At 57.4% G+C, this 17,626-nt stretch carries 21 protein-coding genes; 18 read left to right on the top strand and 3 right to left on the bottom strand.

Features of this window, described 5'->3' with window-relative positions; translation table 11 throughout:
• Window positions 1-235: 235 nt before the first annotated feature.
• The 15 genes from paaA (at window position 236) to ACMGGE_RS06235 (ending at window position 12,853) form a co-directional block, all read left to right on the top strand.
• The gene (gene paaA, locus ACMGGE_RS06305) at window positions 236-1,165 is read left to right on the top strand and encodes a 1,2-phenylacetyl-CoA epoxidase subunit PaaA (protein ID WP_420293540.1); all 930 of its coding nucleotides are present in this window, start codon (window positions 236-238) and stop codon (window positions 1,163-1,165) included.
• Window positions 1,166-1,176: 11 nt separating this feature from the next.
• Window positions 1,177-1,464 carry a 1,2-phenylacetyl-CoA epoxidase subunit PaaB gene (paaB, locus tag ACMGGE_RS06300; protein ID WP_008502380.1) on the top strand — a complete coding sequence of 96 codons (288 nt, stop codon included), beginning with the start codon at window positions 1,177-1,179 and terminating at the stop codon, window positions 1,462-1,464.
• An 8-nt stretch (window positions 1,465-1,472) separates the two neighbouring features.
• A complete protein-coding gene (paaC, locus tag ACMGGE_RS06295) occupies window positions 1,473-2,219 on the top strand; it encodes a 1,2-phenylacetyl-CoA epoxidase subunit PaaC (protein WP_334754825.1) in 747 nt (248 codons plus the stop codon).
• A gap of 11 nt (window positions 2,220-2,230) precedes the next feature.
• Window positions 2,231-2,728 (top strand): 1,2-phenylacetyl-CoA epoxidase subunit PaaD, encoded by a 498-nt coding sequence (paaD, locus tag ACMGGE_RS06290; protein ID WP_025911360.1) that lies wholly within the window; start codon window positions 2,231-2,233, stop codon window positions 2,726-2,728.
• Window positions 2,729-2,735: 7 nt separating this feature from the next.
• On the top strand, window positions 2,736-3,806 hold the full coding sequence (gene paaE, locus ACMGGE_RS06285; RefSeq protein WP_420293539.1) for a 1,2-phenylacetyl-CoA epoxidase subunit PaaE: 1,071 nt from the start codon (window positions 2,736-2,738) through the stop codon (window positions 3,804-3,806).
• Window positions 3,803-4,570, top strand: a complete 768-nt coding sequence (paaF, locus tag ACMGGE_RS06280) for a 2,3-dehydroadipyl-CoA hydratase PaaF (protein WP_420293538.1) — start codon at window positions 3,803-3,805, stop codon at window positions 4,568-4,570. The genes paaE and paaF overlap by 4 nt, the downstream gene beginning before the upstream one ends.
• Window positions 4,570-5,358 (top strand): 2-(1,2-epoxy-1,2-dihydrophenyl)acetyl-CoA isomerase PaaG, encoded by a 789-nt coding sequence (gene paaG / locus ACMGGE_RS06275; RefSeq protein WP_420294179.1) that lies wholly within the window; start codon window positions 4,570-4,572, stop codon window positions 5,356-5,358. Before paaF ends, paaG begins: the two co-directional genes overlap by 1 nt.
• Window position 5,359: 1 nt before the next feature.
• Window positions 5,360-6,784 carry a 3-hydroxyacyl-CoA dehydrogenase PaaH gene (gene paaH, locus ACMGGE_RS06270; protein WP_420293537.1) on the top strand — a complete coding sequence of 475 codons (1,425 nt, stop codon included), beginning with the start codon at window positions 5,360-5,362 and terminating at the stop codon, window positions 6,782-6,784.
• Window positions 6,774-7,196 carry a hydroxyphenylacetyl-CoA thioesterase PaaI gene (paaI, locus tag ACMGGE_RS06265; RefSeq protein WP_420293536.1) on the top strand — a complete coding sequence of 141 codons (423 nt, stop codon included), beginning with the start codon at window positions 6,774-6,776 and terminating at the stop codon, window positions 7,194-7,196. The genes paaH and paaI overlap by 11 nt, the downstream gene beginning before the upstream one ends.
• Window positions 7,196-8,401: a 3-oxoadipyl-CoA thiolase gene (gene pcaF / locus ACMGGE_RS06260; protein WP_420293535.1), complete on the top strand. Its 1,206-nt coding sequence runs from the start codon at window positions 7,196-7,198 to the stop codon at window positions 8,399-8,401. Before paaI ends, pcaF begins: the two co-directional genes overlap by 1 nt.
• A 27-nt stretch (window positions 8,402-8,428) precedes the next feature.
• The gene (paaK, locus tag ACMGGE_RS06255; protein ID WP_032651719.1) at window positions 8,429-9,745 is read left to right on the top strand and encodes a phenylacetate--CoA ligase PaaK; all 1,317 of its coding nucleotides are present in this window, start codon (window positions 8,429-8,431) and stop codon (window positions 9,743-9,745) included.
• A gap of 185 nt (window positions 9,746-9,930) precedes the next feature.
• Window positions 9,931-10,866, top strand: coding sequence for a phenylacetic acid degradation operon negative regulatory protein PaaX (gene paaX / locus ACMGGE_RS06250; RefSeq protein ID WP_028016008.1), 936 nt, complete (start codon window positions 9,931-9,933; stop codon window positions 10,864-10,866).
• 9 nt (window positions 10,867-10,875) lie between these two features.
• Complete coding sequence (gene paaY, locus ACMGGE_RS06245) at window positions 10,876-11,472, top strand: phenylacetic acid degradation protein PaaY (RefSeq protein ID WP_039025627.1); 597 nt, start codon at window positions 10,876-10,878, stop codon at window positions 11,470-11,472.
• Between the two features lie 102 nt (window positions 11,473-11,574).
• Window positions 11,575-12,318, top strand: a complete 744-nt coding sequence (locus ACMGGE_RS06240; RefSeq protein WP_111966745.1) for an SDR family oxidoreductase — start codon at window positions 11,575-11,577, stop codon at window positions 12,316-12,318.
• 52 nt (window positions 12,319-12,370) lie between these two features.
• Window positions 12,371-12,853: a glutathione peroxidase gene (locus ACMGGE_RS06235; protein ID WP_111966744.1), complete on the top strand. Its 483-nt coding sequence runs from the start codon at window positions 12,371-12,373 to the stop codon at window positions 12,851-12,853.
• An 89-nt stretch (window positions 12,854-12,942) separates the two neighbouring features.
• Here ACMGGE_RS06235 and ACMGGE_RS06230 read toward each other — a convergent pair whose 3' ends face one another.
• The gene (locus tag ACMGGE_RS06230) at window positions 12,943-13,842 is read right to left on the bottom strand and encodes a LysR family transcriptional regulator (RefSeq protein ID WP_045910623.1); all 900 of its coding nucleotides are present in this window, start codon (window positions 13,840-13,842) and stop codon (window positions 12,943-12,945) included.
• Window positions 13,843-13,970: 128 nt separating this feature from the next.
• On the opposite strand from ACMGGE_RS06230, the gene ACMGGE_RS06225 reads away from it, so the two are divergent.
• On the top strand, window positions 13,971-14,543 hold the full coding sequence (locus ACMGGE_RS06225) for a flavin reductase family protein (RefSeq protein ID WP_021241342.1): 573 nt from the start codon (window positions 13,971-13,973) through the stop codon (window positions 14,541-14,543).
• Window positions 14,544-14,783: 240 nt separating this feature from the next.
• Here ACMGGE_RS06225 and ACMGGE_RS06220 read toward each other — a convergent pair whose 3' ends face one another.
• Window positions 14,784-15,245 (bottom strand): GNAT family N-acetyltransferase, encoded by a 462-nt coding sequence (locus ACMGGE_RS06220; protein ID WP_420293534.1) that lies wholly within the window; start codon window positions 15,243-15,245, stop codon window positions 14,784-14,786.
• Between the two features lie 63 nt (window positions 15,246-15,308).
• Window positions 15,309-15,911, bottom strand: coding sequence for a helix-turn-helix domain-containing protein (locus ACMGGE_RS06215; protein WP_045910440.1), 603 nt, complete (start codon window positions 15,909-15,911; stop codon window positions 15,309-15,311).
• 43 nt (window positions 15,912-15,954) lie between these two features.
• Between ACMGGE_RS06215 and ACMGGE_RS06210 the strand changes: the two genes are divergently transcribed.
• Both ACMGGE_RS06210 and ACMGGE_RS06205 read left to right on the top strand, forming a co-directional pair.
• Window positions 15,955-16,650, top strand: a complete 696-nt coding sequence (locus ACMGGE_RS06210) for a B3/4 domain-containing protein (RefSeq protein WP_045910441.1) — start codon at window positions 15,955-15,957, stop codon at window positions 16,648-16,650.
• Window positions 16,651-16,671: 21 nt separating this feature from the next.
• Window positions 16,672-17,565, top strand: coding sequence for a dihydrodipicolinate synthase family protein (locus ACMGGE_RS06205; protein ID WP_104948653.1), 894 nt, complete (start codon window positions 16,672-16,674; stop codon window positions 17,563-17,565).
• Window positions 17,566-17,626: the final 61 nt, after the last annotated feature.

Genomic DNA, 17,626 nt, shown 5'->3' with positions numbered 1-17,626 from the left:
AATCATAAAAATCAAGCTGAGTTTTAATGAATTGTTAACATTGTGATCCGCTCTGATGAAACACGGCGCGCCAGGACGCTTTTCAGCGCGCCTGTAGTAAAAGCCTTGCGAGCAATGTCACATAATCAGGAAACAATTCTTGGGGTTATATTTAACCTTTGTGTAACTTTTAAAAAACAAAGTGATTCAACATTACGCTTTAATTTGCAAACTAACGAATCATAAAGGTGATGACGTGACGCAAGAACAACGGTTTGAGCAGCGCATAGCGCAGGAGACGGCGATTGAGCCTCAGGACTGGATGCCTGACGCCTACCGTAAGACGTTGATCCGCCAGATTGGCCAGCATGCGCACTCCGAAATTGTCGGCATGCTGCCGGAAGGGAACTGGATCACCCGCGCCCCGACGCTGCGCCGAAAAGCGATCCTGCTGGCGAAGGTGCAGGACGAAGCCGGACACGGGCTTTACCTCTACAGCGCGGCGGAAACGCTGGGCTGCGCGCGGGAAGACATCTACCAGAAGATGCTCGACGGCAAGATGAAATACTCCTCCATCTTCAACTATCCGACCCTGAGCTGGGCCGATATCGGCGTGATCGGCTGGCTGGTGGACGGCGCGGCCATCGTCAACCAGGTGGCGCTGTGCCGAACCTCCTACGGTCCGTATGCCCGCGCGATGGTGAAAATCTGTAAAGAAGAGAGCTTCCACCAGCGTCAGGGCTTTGAAGCCTGCATGGCGCTGGCGCAGGGCAGTGAATCCCAGCGCCAGATGCTGCAGGACGCCATCAACCGCTTCTGGTGGCCGGCGCTGATGATGTTCGGGCCGAACGACGACAATTCGCCGAACAGCGCCCGCAGCCTGGCGTGGAAAATCAAACGCTTCGGCAACGACGAGCTGCGCCAGCGCTTTGTCGACAACACGGTGCCGCAGGTAGAGATGCTGGGCATGACGGTGCCCGATCCCGATCTGCGTTTTGATGAAGAGAGCGGTCATTATCGCTTCGGCGAGATCGACTGGCACGAGTTTGAAGAGGTCATTAACGGGCGCGGTATCTGCAACCACGAACGCCTGGCCGCCAAACGTAAAGCCTGGGAAGAGGGGGCGTGGGTGCGGGAAGCCGCACTGGCGCACGCCGAAAAACAACACGCCCGCAAAGTGGCTTAAGAGGAATCACGATGAGCAATGTCTACTGGCCGCTGTACGAAGTGTTCGTACGCAGCAAACAAGGGTTATCCCACCGTCACGTGGGCAGTCTGCATGCCGCGGACGATCGCATGGCGCTGGAAAATGCGCGTGATGCCTACACCCGCCGCAGCGAAGGCTGTTCTATCTGGGTGGTTAAGGCGAGCGAGATTGTCGCCTCCCAGCCGGAAGAGCGCGGCGAGTTCTTCGACCCGGCGGAAAGCAAGGTTTACCGCCATCCGACGTTCTACACCATTCCTGACGGCATCGAGCATATGTGAGGCAAAGAATGAATTCAGTGACTGCCTATGCCCTGCGTCTGGGCGACAACGGTCTGGTGCTCTCCCAGCGTCTCGGCGCCTGGTGCGGCCACGCGCCGGAGCTGGAGATCGATCTCGCGCTCGCCAATATCGGTCTCGACCTGCTGGGACAGGCGCGCAATTTCCTGACCTATGCCGCGGAGCGGGAAGGCCAGGGCGATGAAGACACGCTGGCGTTTGGCCGCGACGAGCGCCAGTTCCGCAATGTCCTGCTGGTGGAGCAGCCGAACGGCAGCTTCGCCGACACGATTGCCCGCCAGTACCTGATGGATGCCTGGAACGTGGCGCTGTATGAACGCCTGACCCAAAGCCGCGACGGCCAGCTTGCCGCCATTGCCGCCAAAGCGATTAAAGAGGCGCGCTACCACCTGCGCTTCAGCCGCGGCTGGCTGGTGCGTCTGGGCGACGGGACCGAAACGTCCGCGCAAAAAATGCAGCAGGCCATCGACAACCTGTGGCGTTTTACGGCCGAGTTGTTTGAAGCCGACGAGGTCGAGCGGGAGCTGATTGAGTCCGGCGTGGCGGTTGACCCGCGCCTCCTGCGCCAGCCGTGGGAAAGCGAAGTGTATGCCGGTCTGAATGAAGCCTGCCTGCAGGTGCCCGCAGAGGTGGCGTACCGCACCGGGGGCAAGCAGGGGCTGCATACCGAACATCTGGGCCCGATGCTGGCGGAAATGCAGTATCTCCAGCGCGCGTATCCCGGTCAGCAGTGGTAAAGGAGAACGCTATGCAACGCCTCGTCGACATCGCGCCCGCGCAAATCCCGCAGATCTGGGCGCTGCTCAGCCAGATCCCGGACCCGGAAGTGCCGGTGTTAACCATCACCGATTTAGGCATGGTGCGCAGCGTGAAGGCGCAGGGGGAAGGCTGGGTCATTGGCTTTACGCCGACCTACTCGGGCTGCCCGGCAACGGAACACCTGCTGGGGGCGATCCGCGAGGCGATGACCGCGCACGGCTTTACCCCGGTGCACATTGTGCTCCAGCTTGAACCCGCCTGGACCACCGACTGGATGACCCCCGACGCGCGTGAGCGCCTGCGGGCGTACGGCATCAGTCCGCCGGTCGGGCATAGCTGTCACGCGCACGCGCCGGTGGAGGTGAGCTGTCCGCGCTGCGCCAGCACCGACACCTCGCTTATCAGTGAATTTGGTTCGACGGCCTGCAAAGCGCTCTACCGCTGCAATTCCTGCCGTGAGCCCTTCGACTATTTCAAATGTATTTGAGGCTGCCATGACAACGTTTCATTCATTAACAGTGGCAAAAGTGGAACCCGAAACCCGCGACGCGGTGACCATTACCTTTGCGGTGCCGCAGGCGCTGCAGGAGGCCTACCGCTTTCGTCCCGGCCAGCACCTGACGTTAAAAACGACGCTTGGCGGAGACGAGCTGCGCCGCTGCTACTCCATCTGCCGGAGTACCGCCCCGGGCGAAATCAGCGTGGCGGTCAAAGCCATCGACGGCGGGCGCTTTTCCCGCTATGCCCGGGATGAGATCAAAGCGGGCATGGCGCTGGAGGTGATGGTTCCTCAGGGGCAGTTTGGCTACCAGCCACAGGCCGAACGCGAAGGCCACTACCTGGCAATTGCGGCAGGCTCCGGGATCACCCCGATGCTGGCGATTATCTCCGCGACGCTTGCGACCGAACCCAACAGCCATTTCACCCTGATCTACGGCAACCGCAGCAGCCAGAGCATGATGTTCCGCCAGGCGCTGGCTGACCTGAAAGACAAATACCCGCAGCGGCTGCAGCTGGTCTCCATCTTCAGCCAGGAGCGGCTGGACAGCGATCTGCTCTATGGCCGCATCGATGGGGAAAAACTGCAGGCACTGGCGAAAACCCTGATCAACTTCCGCCAGTATGACGAGGCCTTTATCTGCGGCCCGTCCGCAATGATGGATGACGCGGAAGCCACGCTGAAGGCGCTGGGGATGCCGGACAAAGCGATTCACCTTGAGCGCTTTAACACCTCTGGAATCACCGTCAAGCGCGCGGTGCACGTGCAGGCGGGCGGACAGAAAGTGACCGTTCGCCAGGACGGGCGCGACCGTGAAATTACCCTGACGGCGGACGACGAAAGCATTCTTGATGCCGCCCTGCGTCAGGGGGCGGATCTGCCGTATGCCTGCAAGGGCGGCGTCTGCGCCACCTGCAAATGCAAAGTGCTGCGCGGGAAGGTGGACATGGCGACCAACTACAGCCTGGAGCCGGACGAGCTGGCCGCCGGGTATGTGCTGAGCTGCCAGTCTTTACCGTTAACCGCCGACGTGATCGTCGACTTCGACGCGAAGGGGATGGCATGAGCGAGCTGACTGTTACCCGTCATGGCCGCGTGCTGCAGCTGACGCTAAACCGTCCGGCGGCGCGCAACGCCCTCAACAACGCGCTGTTGACCCAGCTTGCGGAACAGCTTGAGGCCGCCGCTGTGGATGCCGACATCGCCGTCTGCGTGATTTACGGCAGCGAGCGCTGCTTTGCCGCCGGGGCCGATCTCAATGAGATGGCGGAGAAAGACCTGCCTGCCACCCTGAACGATATTCGCCCGCAGCTGTGGGCGCGTATCAACGCTTTTCCTAAACCGCTGATCGCCGCCGTGAACGGCTTCGCGCTGGGCGCGGGCTGCGAGCTGGCGCTGCTGTGCGACGTGGTGATTGCCGGTGACAACGCCCGTTTCGGCCTGCCGGAAATCACGCTCGGCATCATGCCCGGCGCGGGCGGCACCCAGCGTCTCATCCGCAGCGTCGGGAAATCGCTGGCCAGCAAAATGGTGCTGACGGGCGAGAGCATTACCGCCGAGCAGGCGCTGAGCGCCGGGCTGGTGAGCGATGTTTTCCCGGCGGCGTTGACGCTGGAGTATGCCCTGAAGCAGGCGGCCCTGATGGCGCGCCACTCGCCGCTGGCGCTGCAGGCGGCCAAACAGGCGCTGCGCCAGTCACAGGAGGTGCCGCTCCAGGCCGGTCTGGCTCAGGAGCGCCAGCTGTTTACGCTACTTTCCGCCACTGAAGACCGCCGGGAAGGCATCGACGCCTTCTTACAAAAACGCACCCCCGACTTTAAAGGACGCTAATTGTGGAATTTATTCTCAGTCATGTAGAACAGGGCGTGATGACCATTACGCTGAACCGTCCGGAGCGTCTGAACAGCTTTAACGACGTGATGCATCAGCAGCTGGCCGAGTGCCTGAAACAGGCCGAGCGCGATGACACCGTTCGCTGTCTGCTGCTCACCGGCGCAGGACGCGGCTTTTGCGCCGGTCAGGACCTGAATGACCGCAACGTCGACCCCAACGGCCCGGCGCCCGATCTGGGCATGTCCGTTGAAACCTTCTACAACCCGCTGGTGCGCCGTCTGGCAAAGCTGCCGAAGCCGGTCATCTGTGCCGTTAACGGCGTGGCGGCGGGCGCGGGCGCCACGCTGGCGCTCGGGTGCGACATGGTGATTGCCGCCCGTTCGGCCAACTTCGTGATGGCATTCAGCAAGCTCGGCCTGGTGCCAGACTGCGGCGGCACCTGGCTGCTGCCGCGCGTGGCCGGACGCGCCCGCGCCATGGGGCTGGCGCTGCTCGGGGACAAACTCAGCGCCGAACAGGCGCAGGCGTGGGGCATGATCTGGCAGGTGGTGGATGACGAACAGCTCTCCACCACGGCACAGCAGCTGGCCCTGCATTTTGCGTCGCAGCCGACCTTCGGCCTGGGGCTGATCAAGCAGGCGATCAACGCTGCGGAAACCAATACTCTGGACGCTCAGCTCGATCTCGAGCGCGACTATCAGCGCCTGGCCGGGCGCAGCGACGACTACCGCGAGGGCGTAAGCGCCTTCCTCGCGAAGCGCACGCCGAACTTTACGGGGAAATAAGATGCTGAACATACGGACTGTCGCCGTGATCGGAAGCGGCACGATGGGCGCCGGCATTGCCGAAGTGGCGGCCAGCCACGGTCATCCGGTGCTGATCTACGACATCTCCAGCGATGCGATATCACGCGCCATCGACGGGATCCGCCAGCGTCTGGCCTCCCGGGTAACGCGCGGAAAGCTCTCCGCCGATGCCGGCAGCCAAATCCTTGCCCGGCTGGTTCCCGTCACCGATATCGACGCGCTCTCCGCGGCCGATCTGGTGATTGAAGCGGCCTCCGAGCGGCTGGAGGTGAAAAAGGCGTTGTTTGCGCAGTTGGCGGAGATCTGCCCGCCGCAGACGGTGCTGACCAGCAATACCTCTTCCATCTCCGTCACGGCGATTGCGGCGGACGTCCACCACCCGGAACGCGTCGCAGGCCTGCATTTCTTTAACCCGGCGCCGGTCATGAAGCTGGTGGAGGTGGTCAGCGGGCTGACGACCTCCCCGGAAGTGGCCGACGCACTGTGCGAGCTGGCGCTGAACTGGGGCAAACAGCCCGTTCGCTGCCAGTCAACGCCGGGGTTCATCGTCAACCGCGTCGCGCGTCCGTTCTATTCCGAAGCCTGGCGCGCGCTGGAGGAACAGGTCGCTCCGCCGGAGGTGATTGACGCCGCCCTGCGTGAAGGTGGCGGCTTCCCGATGGGGCCGCTGGAGCTGACCGACATGATTGGTCAGGACGTCAACTTTGCGGTGACCTGCTCGGTATTTAACGCCTTCTGGCAGGAGCGTCGTTTTCTGCCTTCGCTGGTTCAGCAGGAACTGGTGCTGGCAGGAAGGCTGGGCAAAAAGAGCGGGAAGGGCGTGTACGACTGGCAGGGTGACAAACCTGACGTGCAGTGGGTTGAGTCGGTGAACGACAGCTATAGCCCGATGCGCGTGGAAAAAAGACGTGACGGTGTCACGGAAATAGATGATGTCTATCTGGTTGAAACGCAGGGCGAGACCGCGCAGGCGCTGGCGCTGCGGCTCAACGGCCCGGTGGTGGTGGTCGACCGCATTGAGCGTGACGTGGCGGTCATTGCCGCTGCCTCCAGCAACCCGTATACCGCGACGCAAAAAGCCATCCGCTACCTGCAGCAGCAGGGGCATCGGGTGGTGCAAATTGCCGATTATCCCGGCCTGCTGATCTGGCGGACGCTGGCGATGATTGCCAACGAGGCGCTGGATGCCCTGCAAAAAGGCGTCGCCAGCGAGAAGGACATCGACACGGCCATGCGCCTGGGCGTGAACTACCCGAGCGGGCCGATCGCCTGGGGCGAGCGTCTGGGCTGGCAGCGCCTGCTGACGCTGCTGGAGAACCTGCAGCGTCATTACGGCGAAGAGCGCTATCGCCCCTGTTCACTGCTGCGCCAGCGTGCGCTTCTGGAGAGTAGCTATGAGTCATAACGCCTGGCATAACGCCCGCACCATGTACGAACGGGACGCCTGCGCGCAGGCGATGGGGATGGACATTGTCGAGATGGACGAGGGCTACGCGGTAGTGACCATGACCATCACCCCGCAGATGCTGAACGGCCATAAAACCTGCCACGGCGGCCAGCTGTTTTCGCTGGCGGACACCGCTTTTGCCTACGCCTGCAACAGCCAGGGGCTGGCGGCGGTAGCCTCCGGCTGCTCGATTGACTTTCTGCGTCCGGGCTTAGCCGGGGACACGCTCACCGCCACCGCGCGGGTGAAGCATCAGGGCAAGCTGACCGGCGTGTATGACATTGAAATCCAAAACCAACAACAGAAAACCGTCGCCCTTTTTCGCGGAAAATCTCACCGCATCGGCGGCAGCGTGACAGGAGAGGCCTGATGCGTGACGCATTTATTTGTGATGGCGTTCGAACCCCGGTGGGCCGCTACGGTGGCGCGCTTTCCGCTGTTCGAACTGACGATCTCGGTGCCGTGCCGCTGCGCGCGCTGCTGGCCCGCTATCCGCAGCTCGATCTGGAGCGGATTGACGACGTGATCTTCGGCTGCGCGAACCAGGCGGGTGAAGATAACCGCAACGTGGCGCGTATGTCGTCGCTGCTGGCCGGGCTGCCGCAGACGGTGTCCGGAACCACCATTAACCGCCTGTGCGGGTCGGGGCTGGACGCGATTGGTTTTGCCGCGCGCGCCATTAAGGCGGGCGACGGCGACCTGCTGATTGCGGGCGGCGTGGAGTCGATGTCCCGCGCGCCGTTTGTGATGGGCAAAGCTACCGCGGCGTTTCAGCGACAGGCGGAGATCTTCGATACCACCATCGGCTGGCGATTTGTGAATCCGCTCATGCATCAGCAATTCGGAACTGACAGTATGCCGGAAACGGCAGAGAATGTAGCTGAATTGTTAAATATCAGCCGTGCCGATCAGGACGCCTTCGCGCTGCGCAGCCAGCAGCGTACCGCGCAGGCGCAGCAGAACGGCGTTCTGGCGCAGGAGATTGTCCCGGTGCCGGTGCCGGGTAAAAAAGGGGCGATCACTGAGTTCAGCGTGGATGAACATCCGCGCGCGGACACCACGCTCGAACAGCTTGCCGGGCTGAAAACGCCGTTCCGTAAGAACGGGGTGATCACGGCCGGAAATGCCTCCGGGGTTAACGACGGCGCGGCGGCGCTGATCGTCGCCAGCGAGAAGATGGCGCTGGCGCAGGGGGTAGTTCCTCGCACGCGGATCGTGGCGATGGCGACGGCGGGCGTGGAGCCACGTCTGATGGGGCTCGGCCCGGTACCGGCCACCCGCAGGGTGCTGGAGCGCGCCGGACTCAGTATTCACGATATGGACGTCATTGAGCTTAACGAAGCTTTCGCCGCGCAGACGTTGGGCGTGCTGCGTCAGCTGGGCCTGCCGGATGATGCCGCGCACGTCAACCCGAACGGTGGCGCGATTGCGCTGGGCCACCCGCTGGGCATGAGCGGCGCCAGGCTGGCGCTGGCCGCGAGTAACGAACTGCACCGACGCGGCGGGCGCTACGCGCTGTGTACGATGTGCATCGGTGTGGGTCAGGGCATTGCCATGATCCTTGAGCGTGTTTGAGCATAAAAACAATGTGAGTACCCTACAATGACAAATACAACAAAGCTTGATCCGATTGAAACGGCCTCCCTTGACGAGTTACAGGCGCTGCAGACCACGCGTCTGAAATGGACGCTGCATCACGCCTATAACAACGTGCCGATGTACAAACGCAAGTTTGATGCTGCGGGCGTTCATCCTGACGATTTCAAAGAGCTGGCGGATATCCGTAAGTTCCCGTGCACCACCAAGCAGGATCTGCGGGATAACTATCCGTTCGATACCTTCGCCGTGCCGATGGAGCAGGTGGTGCGCATTCACGCGTCATCCGGCACCACCGGCAAACCGACGGTGGTCGGCTACACGCAAGGCGACATTGATAACTGGGCCAACCTGGTGGCCCGGTCCCTGCGCGCCGCGGGCGGCAGCGCGAAGGACAAAATTCACGTGGCGTATGGCTATGGCCTGTTTACCGGCGGGCTGGGGGCGCACTACGGCGCCGAGCGCTTAGGCGCGACGGTGATCCCGATGTCCGGCGGCCAGACGGAGAAACAGGCGCAGCTGATCCGCGATTTCCAGCCGGACATGATCATGGTGACGCCATCCTACTGCCTCAACCTGATTGAGGAGCTGGAACGTCAGATGGGCGGCGATGCCAGCACCTGTTCCCTGCGCGTGGGCGTCTTCGGCGCCGAGCCGTGGACGCAGGCCATGCGCCGTGAAATTGAAAAACGCTTAGGCATTACGGCCCTGGACATCTATGGCCTCTCCGAAGTGATGGGGCCGGGCGTGGCGATGGAGTGTATCGAAACCGTCGACGGCCCGACCATCTGGGAAGATCATTTCTACCCGGAGATCGTCAACCCGAACGACGGCACGCCGCTGGATGACGGCCAGCAGGGCGAACTGCTGTTCACCACGCTGACCAAAGAGGCGCTGCCGGTGATCCGCTACCGCACCCGCGACCTGACGCGTCTGCTCCCGGCAACCGCGCGCAGCATGCGCCGTATGGACCGCATCAGCGGCCGCAGCGACGATATGCTGATCATTCGCGGCGTCAACGTCTTCCCGTCGCAGCTGGAAGAGGAAATAGTGAAGTTCGAACACCTTTCTCCGCACTACCAGCTTGAGGTGAATCGTCGCGGACATCTTGATTCACTTTCCGTGAAGGTGGAGCTGAAAGAGAGCAGCCTGACGCTGACCCACGAGCAGCGTTGCCAGGTGTGCCACCAGCTGCGCCACCGTATTAAGTCGATGGTGGGGATTTCCACCGACGTGACAATCGTGAACTGCGGCAGCATCCCGCGCTCGGAGGGCAAAGCCTGCCGGGTGTTTGACCTGCGTAAAGTTGCGGCCAACGGTTAAAACAACACCCCCCTCATCCTGGCCTTCTCCCCGAAGGGGAGAAGGGACGGTACGGTGCGGTCTTTTGCCTCCTCAGAAAGGGCGAAGGGACTGCTCGGTGTGGCATTTTCCCCTCTCCCCTCTGGGGAGAGGGTCAGGGTGAGGGTCCTATGCTATGATTCATCCAGGACAAAAATAACAACAGAATGAATCACATGAATAAACTCGACGCCTTTATCCAGCACGCGGTCAGCTCTGTTCCCGTCAGCGGGACCTCGCTTATCTCCTCGTTATACGGTGACGCGCTTTCCCATCGCGGCGGTGAGATTTGGCTCGGCAGCCTGGCTGCCTTACTGGAAGGCATGGGGTTTGGCGAACGGTTCGTGCGTACCGCGCTGTTTCGCCTCAACAAAGAGGGCTGGTTGGACGTCTCGCGCATCGGGCGACGCAGCTTTTACCGCCTGAGCGATAAGGGGCTGCGTCTGACGCGTCGCGCGGAGAATAAGATCTACCGCGCGGAACTGCCCGCCTGGGACGGTAAATGGTTATTGCTGCTCTCCGAGGGGTTGGATAAAACCACCCTGGCCGACGTTAAAAAGCAGCTGATCTGGCAGGGGTTTGGCACGCTGGCGCCGAGCCTGATGGCCTCGCCGTCACAGCATCTGGCGGACGTGCAGTCCCTGCTTCACGATGCCGGCGTGGCGGAAAACGTGATTTTCTTTGAAGCCCACTCGCCGCTGGCGCTCTCGCGCGCCGCGCTGCGTTCACGCGTAGAAGAGTGCTGGCAGTTAACCGAGCAAAACGCGATGTACGAGTCGTTTATCAGCTCATTCCGGCCGCTGCTGCCGCTGCTGAAAGAGGCCGCGCCGGAGGAGCTGACGCCGGAACGCTGCTTCCAGATCCAGCTGCTGCTGATTCACTTTTATCGTCGCGTGGTGCTGAAGGACCCGCTGCTGCCGGAAGAGTTACTGCCTGCGCACTGGGCGGGACAAAGCGCCCGACAGCTCTGCATTAATATCTATCAGCGTGTCGCGCCGGGGGCGCTGGCGTTTGTCAGCGAGAAGGGCGAAACCTCTGTCGGCGAACTGCCCGTGCCCGGCACGCTCTACTATCAACGCTTTGGTGGTCTTACAAGCGCATAAGGAGGGAAGATGCCTGTTTATCAAATTGACGGCCTGACGCCGGTCGTGCCGGACGAGAGCTACGTTCATCCCACAGCGGTGCTCATTGGTGACGTGATTCTGGGCAAAGGCGTTTACGTCGGTCCCAATGCCAGCCTGCGCGGTGATTTTGGCCGTATCGTGGTGAAAGACGGGGCGAACATTCAGGATAACTGCGTGATGCACGGTTTCCCGGAGCAGGACACGGTGGTGGAAGAGGACGGGCACATCGGCCACAGCGCCATTCTTCACGGCTGCGTGATCCGCCGCAATGCGCTGGTGGGCATGAACGCGGTCGTGATGGACGGGGCGGTCATTGGTGAAAACAGCATCGTCGGCGCGGCGGCGTTCGTGAAGGCCAAAGCAGAGATGCCTGCCAACCATTTGATCATCGGCAGCCCGGCCAGGGCGATCCGTGAGCTGAGCGAGCAGGAGCTGGCCTGGAAGCAGCAGGGCACGCGGGAATACCAGGTACTGGTTGAGCGCTGCAAGCTCACTATGCACCAGGTCGAGCCGCTGCGCGAGGTTGAGCCTGAACGGAAACGGCTGACGTTTGACGAGAATTTACGGCCGAAGTCGGCGGTGTAGGACGGGAAGTTCGCGCCACGGCACTAACGGGAAGATGTTACCCCGCCCCGTCATGCTATAAATCCTCCGACACAGACTCATCACGATAAAGGACGCAGAGTTATGCTGAGAGGAAAACGCGCTGTTATCACGGGTGGCGGCGGGGGATTTGGTCAGGCGCTGTGCGTCTGGCTGGCGCGAGAGGGCGTTGACGTGGATTTTAGCGCCCGTCGGGTCGAAGATATAGAAAAAACCTGCGCCCTCATCGCGGCTGAAGGGGGTGTGGCAAGAGGGTATCTTTGCGATTTAGCCCAGCCGGAATCCGTTTCTCAGTTCTCTTCGCAGGTCTTACATGCAGACAGGCCAATCGATATTTTACTACTGAATGCTGCTCAGTGGCTGTCAGGGACTATAGACGAACAATCGAGCACAGAAATCGTCAATACCGTCAGTTCAGGCCTGACAGGTTCAATCCTGCTCACCCAGGCGCTGCTTTCAGGATTGCGACGTTCAGACGGCGCAGACATCATTGCGATTATATCCGCATGCGGTATTCCGAACTTTACAGATTCCATTGCCCATCCCGCTTTTTTTGCCAGCAAACATGGAATGAGCGGCTTTATCACCAAACTGTCAAAACAATTGTCCCGGGAAAATATAAGGGTGACCGGCTTGTATCCACCCGATTTTGAACTTACCGGGTTAGACGCGCTTGTCGACGATCGCTCACGAATGGGGGAGCGCTTAATGAATGGACGATCTGTCTGGGAAACGGTGCGTTTTGTGCTCACTCAGCCCCGCAGCTGCCATATTGGTACCGTCTATTTTCAGGGGCCCACACGCGAAGCTCTGGAATGTCAGTCATGAACCTCGTATTTTTGTATCCACCTCTCGATTAAGCAGAACAGGGACCATACAGATGACGCGCTTTTACGAATTTACCGCTACCAGCCTTGATGGCCGACCGATCTCTATGTCCGACTATGCGGGTAAGGTGGTTCTGGTTGTAAATACGGCCAGCCAGTGCGGCTTTACGCCCCAGTATGCGGGTCTTGAAGCACTGTTTAAAAAATATGCCGATCAAGGGCTGGTGGTGCTTGGCTTCCCCTGCAACCAGTTCGGTAAGCAGGAGCCTGGCGGAGCCGACGACATCTCAAAGACCTGTTACATTAACTACGGCGTCAGCTTTCCCATGTTCGAGAAAGTCGAGGTTAACGGTGCCGCAGCACATCCGATTTTTCGTTATCTGAAAGACGAATTGTCTGGCGTGCTGGGTGGGCGGATTAAGTGGAACTTTACTAAATTTCTGATCGGCCGTGACGGTAAACCCCTCAAGCGCTTTGCACCGATGACTACGCCCGAGAAAATGGAGGGGGCAATTGTTGCGGCACTGGGAAGGTGAGTGTTTTTGTCGCTAGAGCCATCTGTTTGTCGGGGATAGCCGATATTCTGATGTCCGCTCTGTGCCAGATGCGGACGTCGAGGAGAATGTTATTTTGATGCGAAATATTTGCGTAATATTTTTTCTAATAACGAGAAAACGACCGTCACCCTTTTGGGAGTAATCAGCTGGTAAGGCCGATATAAATAAAATTGCCATTTCTCCTGTCGCAGTTCTGGCAATGGGGGAACAAGTTGGCCGCTTGCTAAGTACTCCCTACAGATAAAGTCGCTGGACTGTACAACCGTTCTCCCGGCCAATGCAGCCTGAATTTCGGCATATGGATCTGTAGTATAAAACTCAATATGACGAGGGACAAAAGTATTTACTGCGTCACTCATAAACTCAAATGATTTTCCCGTTTCAGGATTAATTAAACCACTAAATGGATAACGCTGTCGAAGATCTTCTAAATCAGTAGGTGCTCCCAGTCGCTCAATAAGTTCAGGGGATGTAACCAAAATATGTTCAACTTGTCCGATATTTTTAATGATAAAGTTTGGATTAGGTTCTCGCCCTACGCGTATACCTATATCGATACGATGCTCAATAGTATCAAGTTTCATCATATCTAAACGCCAGTCGATAAATAACTCAGGATAGGGACGTAGTGCAGTCAATAGTTCATACAAGATTTGTTCATGATTTGGAAATCGAAGTAATGTGATACGAACAATACCCTTCATGTCATTATCATCTTTCCCTGTCTGAAATAGTTTTTCAGAATCTTCAAGCAGTCGCTTCGCTTGGGGTAAAAATAGTTCGCCGAAACTAGTGAGAAAGATCGAACGCGTATTGCGTTTGAATAAAGGTTCACCAAGTTGTTTCTCCAGCTCAGCGACTGTTCGGGTTACTACTGATGGTGAAACCGACAGCTTGATGGCTGCTTCGCGGAAGTTCAAGGTCTCAGAGGCGATGATAAAAAATTTTAGAGCGTCAAGTTTGTCCATGATTATTGTGAAATCTGCAATAATGTATTTTGATAATAGCAATTAATTTGCAACTATTCCAGCCATATAATAGAACAATCAAATAAGTAACCTGTCTTACTTTTTATCAGAACTCAAAAGAGTAAACTATGTCAATTCAACCAGTAGAGTTAAACAAAGCCTATCGTTTATTACAGGTCGGGCCAACGACGATGATATCGGCTAAAAATGATGGCATTGAAAATGTCATGGCAGCGGCCTGGGTGGGATTAGTAGGCAATAACAAAGTGATGGCTTTTATAGGTCCACAGGCATTTACTCGCGGGCTTGTAGAAAAAAGCGGATATTACGTTGTACAGATCCCAGTAGTAAATCAGATGGAAATGGTTTTATATGCTGGAGGTCACAGTTATTCCGACACACCCGATAAAAATAGTAAAATCCCACTATTTTATCAGAAAGAGTTTGATCTGCCTTTAGTGGAAGGTTGCGCTGGCTGGTTAGTATGTAAGGTCATACCCAATGAAGAAAATGAAAAGCAGCACAACTTGTTCATGGGGGAAATTGTCGGAGCATGGAGTGATGACCGCGTTTTCAAAAATGGGCACTGGATTTTTGATGATGCACCAGATGAATTACGTACTGTCCATTACGTTGCTGGCGGACAGTTTTACGCCATTGGCAAAGGGACAAAATTTAATTATGGGCCGGGAAAAGACTAATCCTTACTTCTGCATAAATGTAGCCATATAACATGGCTACATAGAGGTAGTAGCATAAAAGAACAACCTACTTAAGATGTTTGCTTCTCACTCACAGCGGACCTTTAGCTCAGTTAGCAAATCCGCTCAGTGCCAGAAGCGGATGTCGTAAGATTCGTTCGGCTAAAAGAGCAAATTCTTCTGCATCAGAGTGACAGGCCCTGCGGATTCACATTTATCATTACTCTCTGAAAAGTACTTTCATTTTTGCCCGGGGTTACGATAAATATCGGGTCGATTGATTTGCCAGACAAAATCTGGTCGGTTCAATGGGTTATACCCCAGCTTCTGGTATAACCATGGCGCGCTGTCGGTTACCAGCATTATCCGTCGCAGACGTGACAACAATGGATGGGCATGACAGCATTCAATCAGCCAACGTCCAAGACCACTTTTCTGATAATCGTTCAGCACGTAGACGTCACACAAATAACCAAAAGTGGCATAGTCTGTGACCAGACGGGCGAAGCCGATTTGTCTTGTTCCATCCAGGAGCGCGAAACAAAGGCTGTTCTGGATTGATATCCTGACCGTTTCATCATCAATACCAGGAGCCCAGGACGATTGCGAGAGGTAATCGTGAATGGCTTCCAGCTGAAAAAAGCTGGGATCGGTTGTGACAATAAATTTGTCTTTGGTAAAACGCAGATGCTGATTATTCACCGAACTCCTCCTTTTGGGCTACTTGTGATGAGGCACAGGGCTGTCCTCTATGCCGGGGAATGCTCAGGATGCTTTTTCATGTACTGTCATGATAAATACCAGCGGGTTCTCCCCCTGGTTTTCATAGAAATGAGGAACGTCCGTTCTGGCGGTTGCCGAACAGCCAGTATTTACCCGATACACGTGTTCCTGTACGCCGAGTGTGAGCGTGCCCGACTGCACATAAAACAGTTCAAGCGTTCCTTCCGTGTGGCCGGGGGACGCAAACTTTTCCCCCGGCTGCATTTCCCACATCCAGAGCTCGGTCATATCAGGGCCACCCGACCCTGCGAGCAATCTTGCTCTCCCGCCTTTTTCACCTTCCCACAATTCAGGGATCTCATCTTCAGCGATGAGATGCACGGTCGGTTTTGAACTGACATCCACAAAATCAGCCACTGAAACCCCCATTGCGGCAGCCAGGCGGCATAGCAGGGCAATGCTGGGATTCGCCCGGCATCCCTCTATCTCAACCAGCGCTCCCTTGCTGACGCCTGCCCGACGCGAGAGTTCATCAAGGGAGATTTTCTTTTGCTTACGATACAGTTTTATTCGCTGCGATACGGCTTCATTCACGGAACTGGCGATCGAATTTGCATCGGTCATTAAATTGACTTTTTTGGTCATTGGTCATTATCATGGAATAAATTGGTCATTACAGGATTATCACGTGCTAACAGTATCGCCGTCAATTGCCCCTGAAATTTATCGTATTGCTCCCGGTTTTCGGGCACTCAGCATCTGCGTAAAAGCTGCGCCAGTGCTTAATCCCGACACTGGAGAAATGGCGCTGCGTGAAGCCTGTGAAGCCGTTCTGGCCGGTGAACCAGAGTGGGCGGACTCTCATCTGGCGGCATGGGCCGACGTTTTTCAAAAGTTTGGTGCTAAACCTAAACGCACTCCTTGCTCAGCGGATGCGTTACGCAAGCGCGTGTTACGTGACGGAACGATGCCAGCGCTCGATCCTATCGTTGATCTTTATAATGCCGTTAGTCTCCGCTATGCCGTTCCGGTTGGTGGAGAGAATCTCTCTGCCTATCAGGGGGCGCCGCGTCTGACTGTGGCAAAAGGAACAGAGCCTTTTGATACCGTCAAAGAGGGAGAGGCCACCGTTGAGTATCCTTCACAAGGCGAGGTTATCTGGTGTGATGATATCGGCGTGACCTGCCGTCGCTGGAACTGGCGACAGGGGATCAGAACCCGCTTAGGCGTGGAAGCTCAGGAAATGTGGTTCATTCTGGAGAGTCTCCCGCAGATGCCGCTGGATAGACTTCACGAAGCCGGGAAGATGCTGACCGACGGCCTGGAAAAAATGATGCCCGGTCTGTGGTTTGAAGTTGCTCTCATCGAAGAACAACAGCAGTAATACCCTTCAGGAGAAACAGTTATGTTTACCGGTTTGTCGGCGTTTCCATTAACCCCAGTCACTGCCAGCGGCGTGGATGAAAAGGGTTTCAGCCATATTCTTTCCCGTCTTACAGACGCTCGGGTTGATTCTATGGGCATCCTGGGGTCAACCGGAAGCTACGCCTATCTGACCCGGGAGCAGCGCAAGCGCGTAGCAACGCTGGCAAAACAGCATGCAGGGAACATCCCCGTTATGGTGTGTGTGGGAGCGGTCAGTACCGATGCCATTCTGCATCTGGCAGATGATGCACAGGCAGCTGGTGCGAATGCGCTGTTACTCCCGGCGGTCAGTTACCAGCCACTCCGTGACGAAGAAGTCTTCTCACTCTTTGAGACCGTTACCCGGCACGTTTCTGTACCGGTGTGTATCTATGATAATCCGGGCACTACGCATTTTACCTTTACGGATGAACTCCACGGTCGTCTCTCCTCACTTGAGGGGGTTCGCTCGGTCAAGATCCCTGGCGTCCCGGATAGCCCCGCTGCAGCGATTGAGCGGGTGAATGCGTTACGTCAACATTTGCGCCCTGGCGTAACAATCGGTATTAGTGGCGACGCTTATGCGGGGCTGGGATTAAACGCCGGTTGTGAAGTGTGGTATTCCGTGTGTGGCGGTCTGTTCCCTGAGATGGCGAAACAAATCACCGAAGCTGCGGCGGCAAACGATCATCAACGCGTTACAGCCCTGACAACCCGCCTTGAGCCGTTGTGGTCGCTCTTCCGGAAACATGGCGGAAGTATTCGCGTTATTGCCGCTGCTGCTGGTGTGCTTGGGCTTACCGACATGGATTGCCTGCCTCGACCTCTGCAACCATTGTCAGCTGGTGATATCGCGGATATTGCCCATGTGATAAGCATGCTGGAGCTGAAGTGATCTCTCCGCAGGAGACGGGGTGTCTACCGGTCCTTTTGAAACCTGGTGGGGGATCAATCGT

Origin of the sequence: Enterobacter sp. BNK-22 (assembly GCF_048684805.1) — a bacterium.
Classification (GTDB): Bacteria; Pseudomonadota; Gammaproteobacteria; order Enterobacterales; family Enterobacteriaceae; genus Enterobacter; species Enterobacter quasiroggenkampii.
The sequence above is the reverse complement of the archived record's forward strand: the minus strand, read 5'-3'. Positions and strand labels throughout refer to the sequence as shown.

What these genes read in the sequence shown, in the direction of transcription:
- paaB (WP_008502380.1), top strand. Translation starts at nt 1,177, where the DNA reads ATGAGCAATGTCTACTGGCCGCTGTACGAAGTGTTCGTACGCAGCAAA.
- paaC (WP_334754825.1), top strand. Translation starts at nt 1,473, where the DNA reads ATGAATTCAGTGACTGCCTATGCCCTGCGTCTGGGCGACAACGGTCTG.
- paaD (WP_025911360.1), top strand. Translation starts at nt 2,231, where the DNA reads ATGCAACGCCTCGTCGACATCGCGCCCGCGCAAATCCCGCAGATCTGG.
- paaE (WP_420293539.1), top strand. Translation starts at nt 2,736, where the DNA reads ATGACAACGTTTCATTCATTAACAGTGGCAAAAGTGGAACCCGAAACC.
- paaF (WP_420293538.1), top strand. Translation starts at nt 3,803, where the DNA reads ATGAGCGAGCTGACTGTTACCCGTCATGGCCGCGTGCTGCAGCTGACG.
- paaH (WP_420293537.1), top strand. Translation starts at nt 5,360, where the DNA reads ATGCTGAACATACGGACTGTCGCCGTGATCGGAAGCGGCACGATGGGC.
- paaI (WP_420293536.1), top strand. Translation starts at nt 6,774, where the DNA reads ATGAGTCATAACGCCTGGCATAACGCCCGCACCATGTACGAACGGGAC.
- pcaF (WP_420293535.1), top strand. Translation starts at nt 7,196, where the DNA reads ATGCGTGACGCATTTATTTGTGATGGCGTTCGAACCCCGGTGGGCCGC.
- paaK (WP_032651719.1), top strand. Translation starts at nt 8,429, where the DNA reads ATGACAAATACAACAAAGCTTGATCCGATTGAAACGGCCTCCCTTGAC.
- paaX (WP_028016008.1), top strand. Translation starts at nt 9,931, where the DNA reads ATGAATCACATGAATAAACTCGACGCCTTTATCCAGCACGCGGTCAGC.
- paaY (WP_039025627.1), top strand. Translation starts at nt 10,876, where the DNA reads ATGCCTGTTTATCAAATTGACGGCCTGACGCCGGTCGTGCCGGACGAG.
- ACMGGE_RS06240 (WP_111966745.1), top strand. Translation starts at nt 11,575, where the DNA reads ATGCTGAGAGGAAAACGCGCTGTTATCACGGGTGGCGGCGGGGGATTT.
- ACMGGE_RS06235 (WP_111966744.1), top strand. Translation starts at nt 12,371, where the DNA reads ATGACGCGCTTTTACGAATTTACCGCTACCAGCCTTGATGGCCGACCG.
- ACMGGE_RS06230 (WP_045910623.1), bottom strand. Translation starts at nt 13,842, where the DNA reads ATGGACAAACTTGACGCTCTAAAATTTTTTATCATCGCCTCTGAGACC.
- ACMGGE_RS06225 (WP_021241342.1), top strand. Translation starts at nt 13,971, where the DNA reads ATGTCAATTCAACCAGTAGAGTTAAACAAAGCCTATCGTTTATTACAG.
- ACMGGE_RS06215 (WP_045910440.1), bottom strand. Translation starts at nt 15,911, where the DNA reads ATGACCAAAAAAGTCAATTTAATGACCGATGCAAATTCGATCGCCAGT.
- ACMGGE_RS06205 (WP_104948653.1), top strand. Translation starts at nt 16,672, where the DNA reads ATGTTTACCGGTTTGTCGGCGTTTCCATTAACCCCAGTCACTGCCAGC.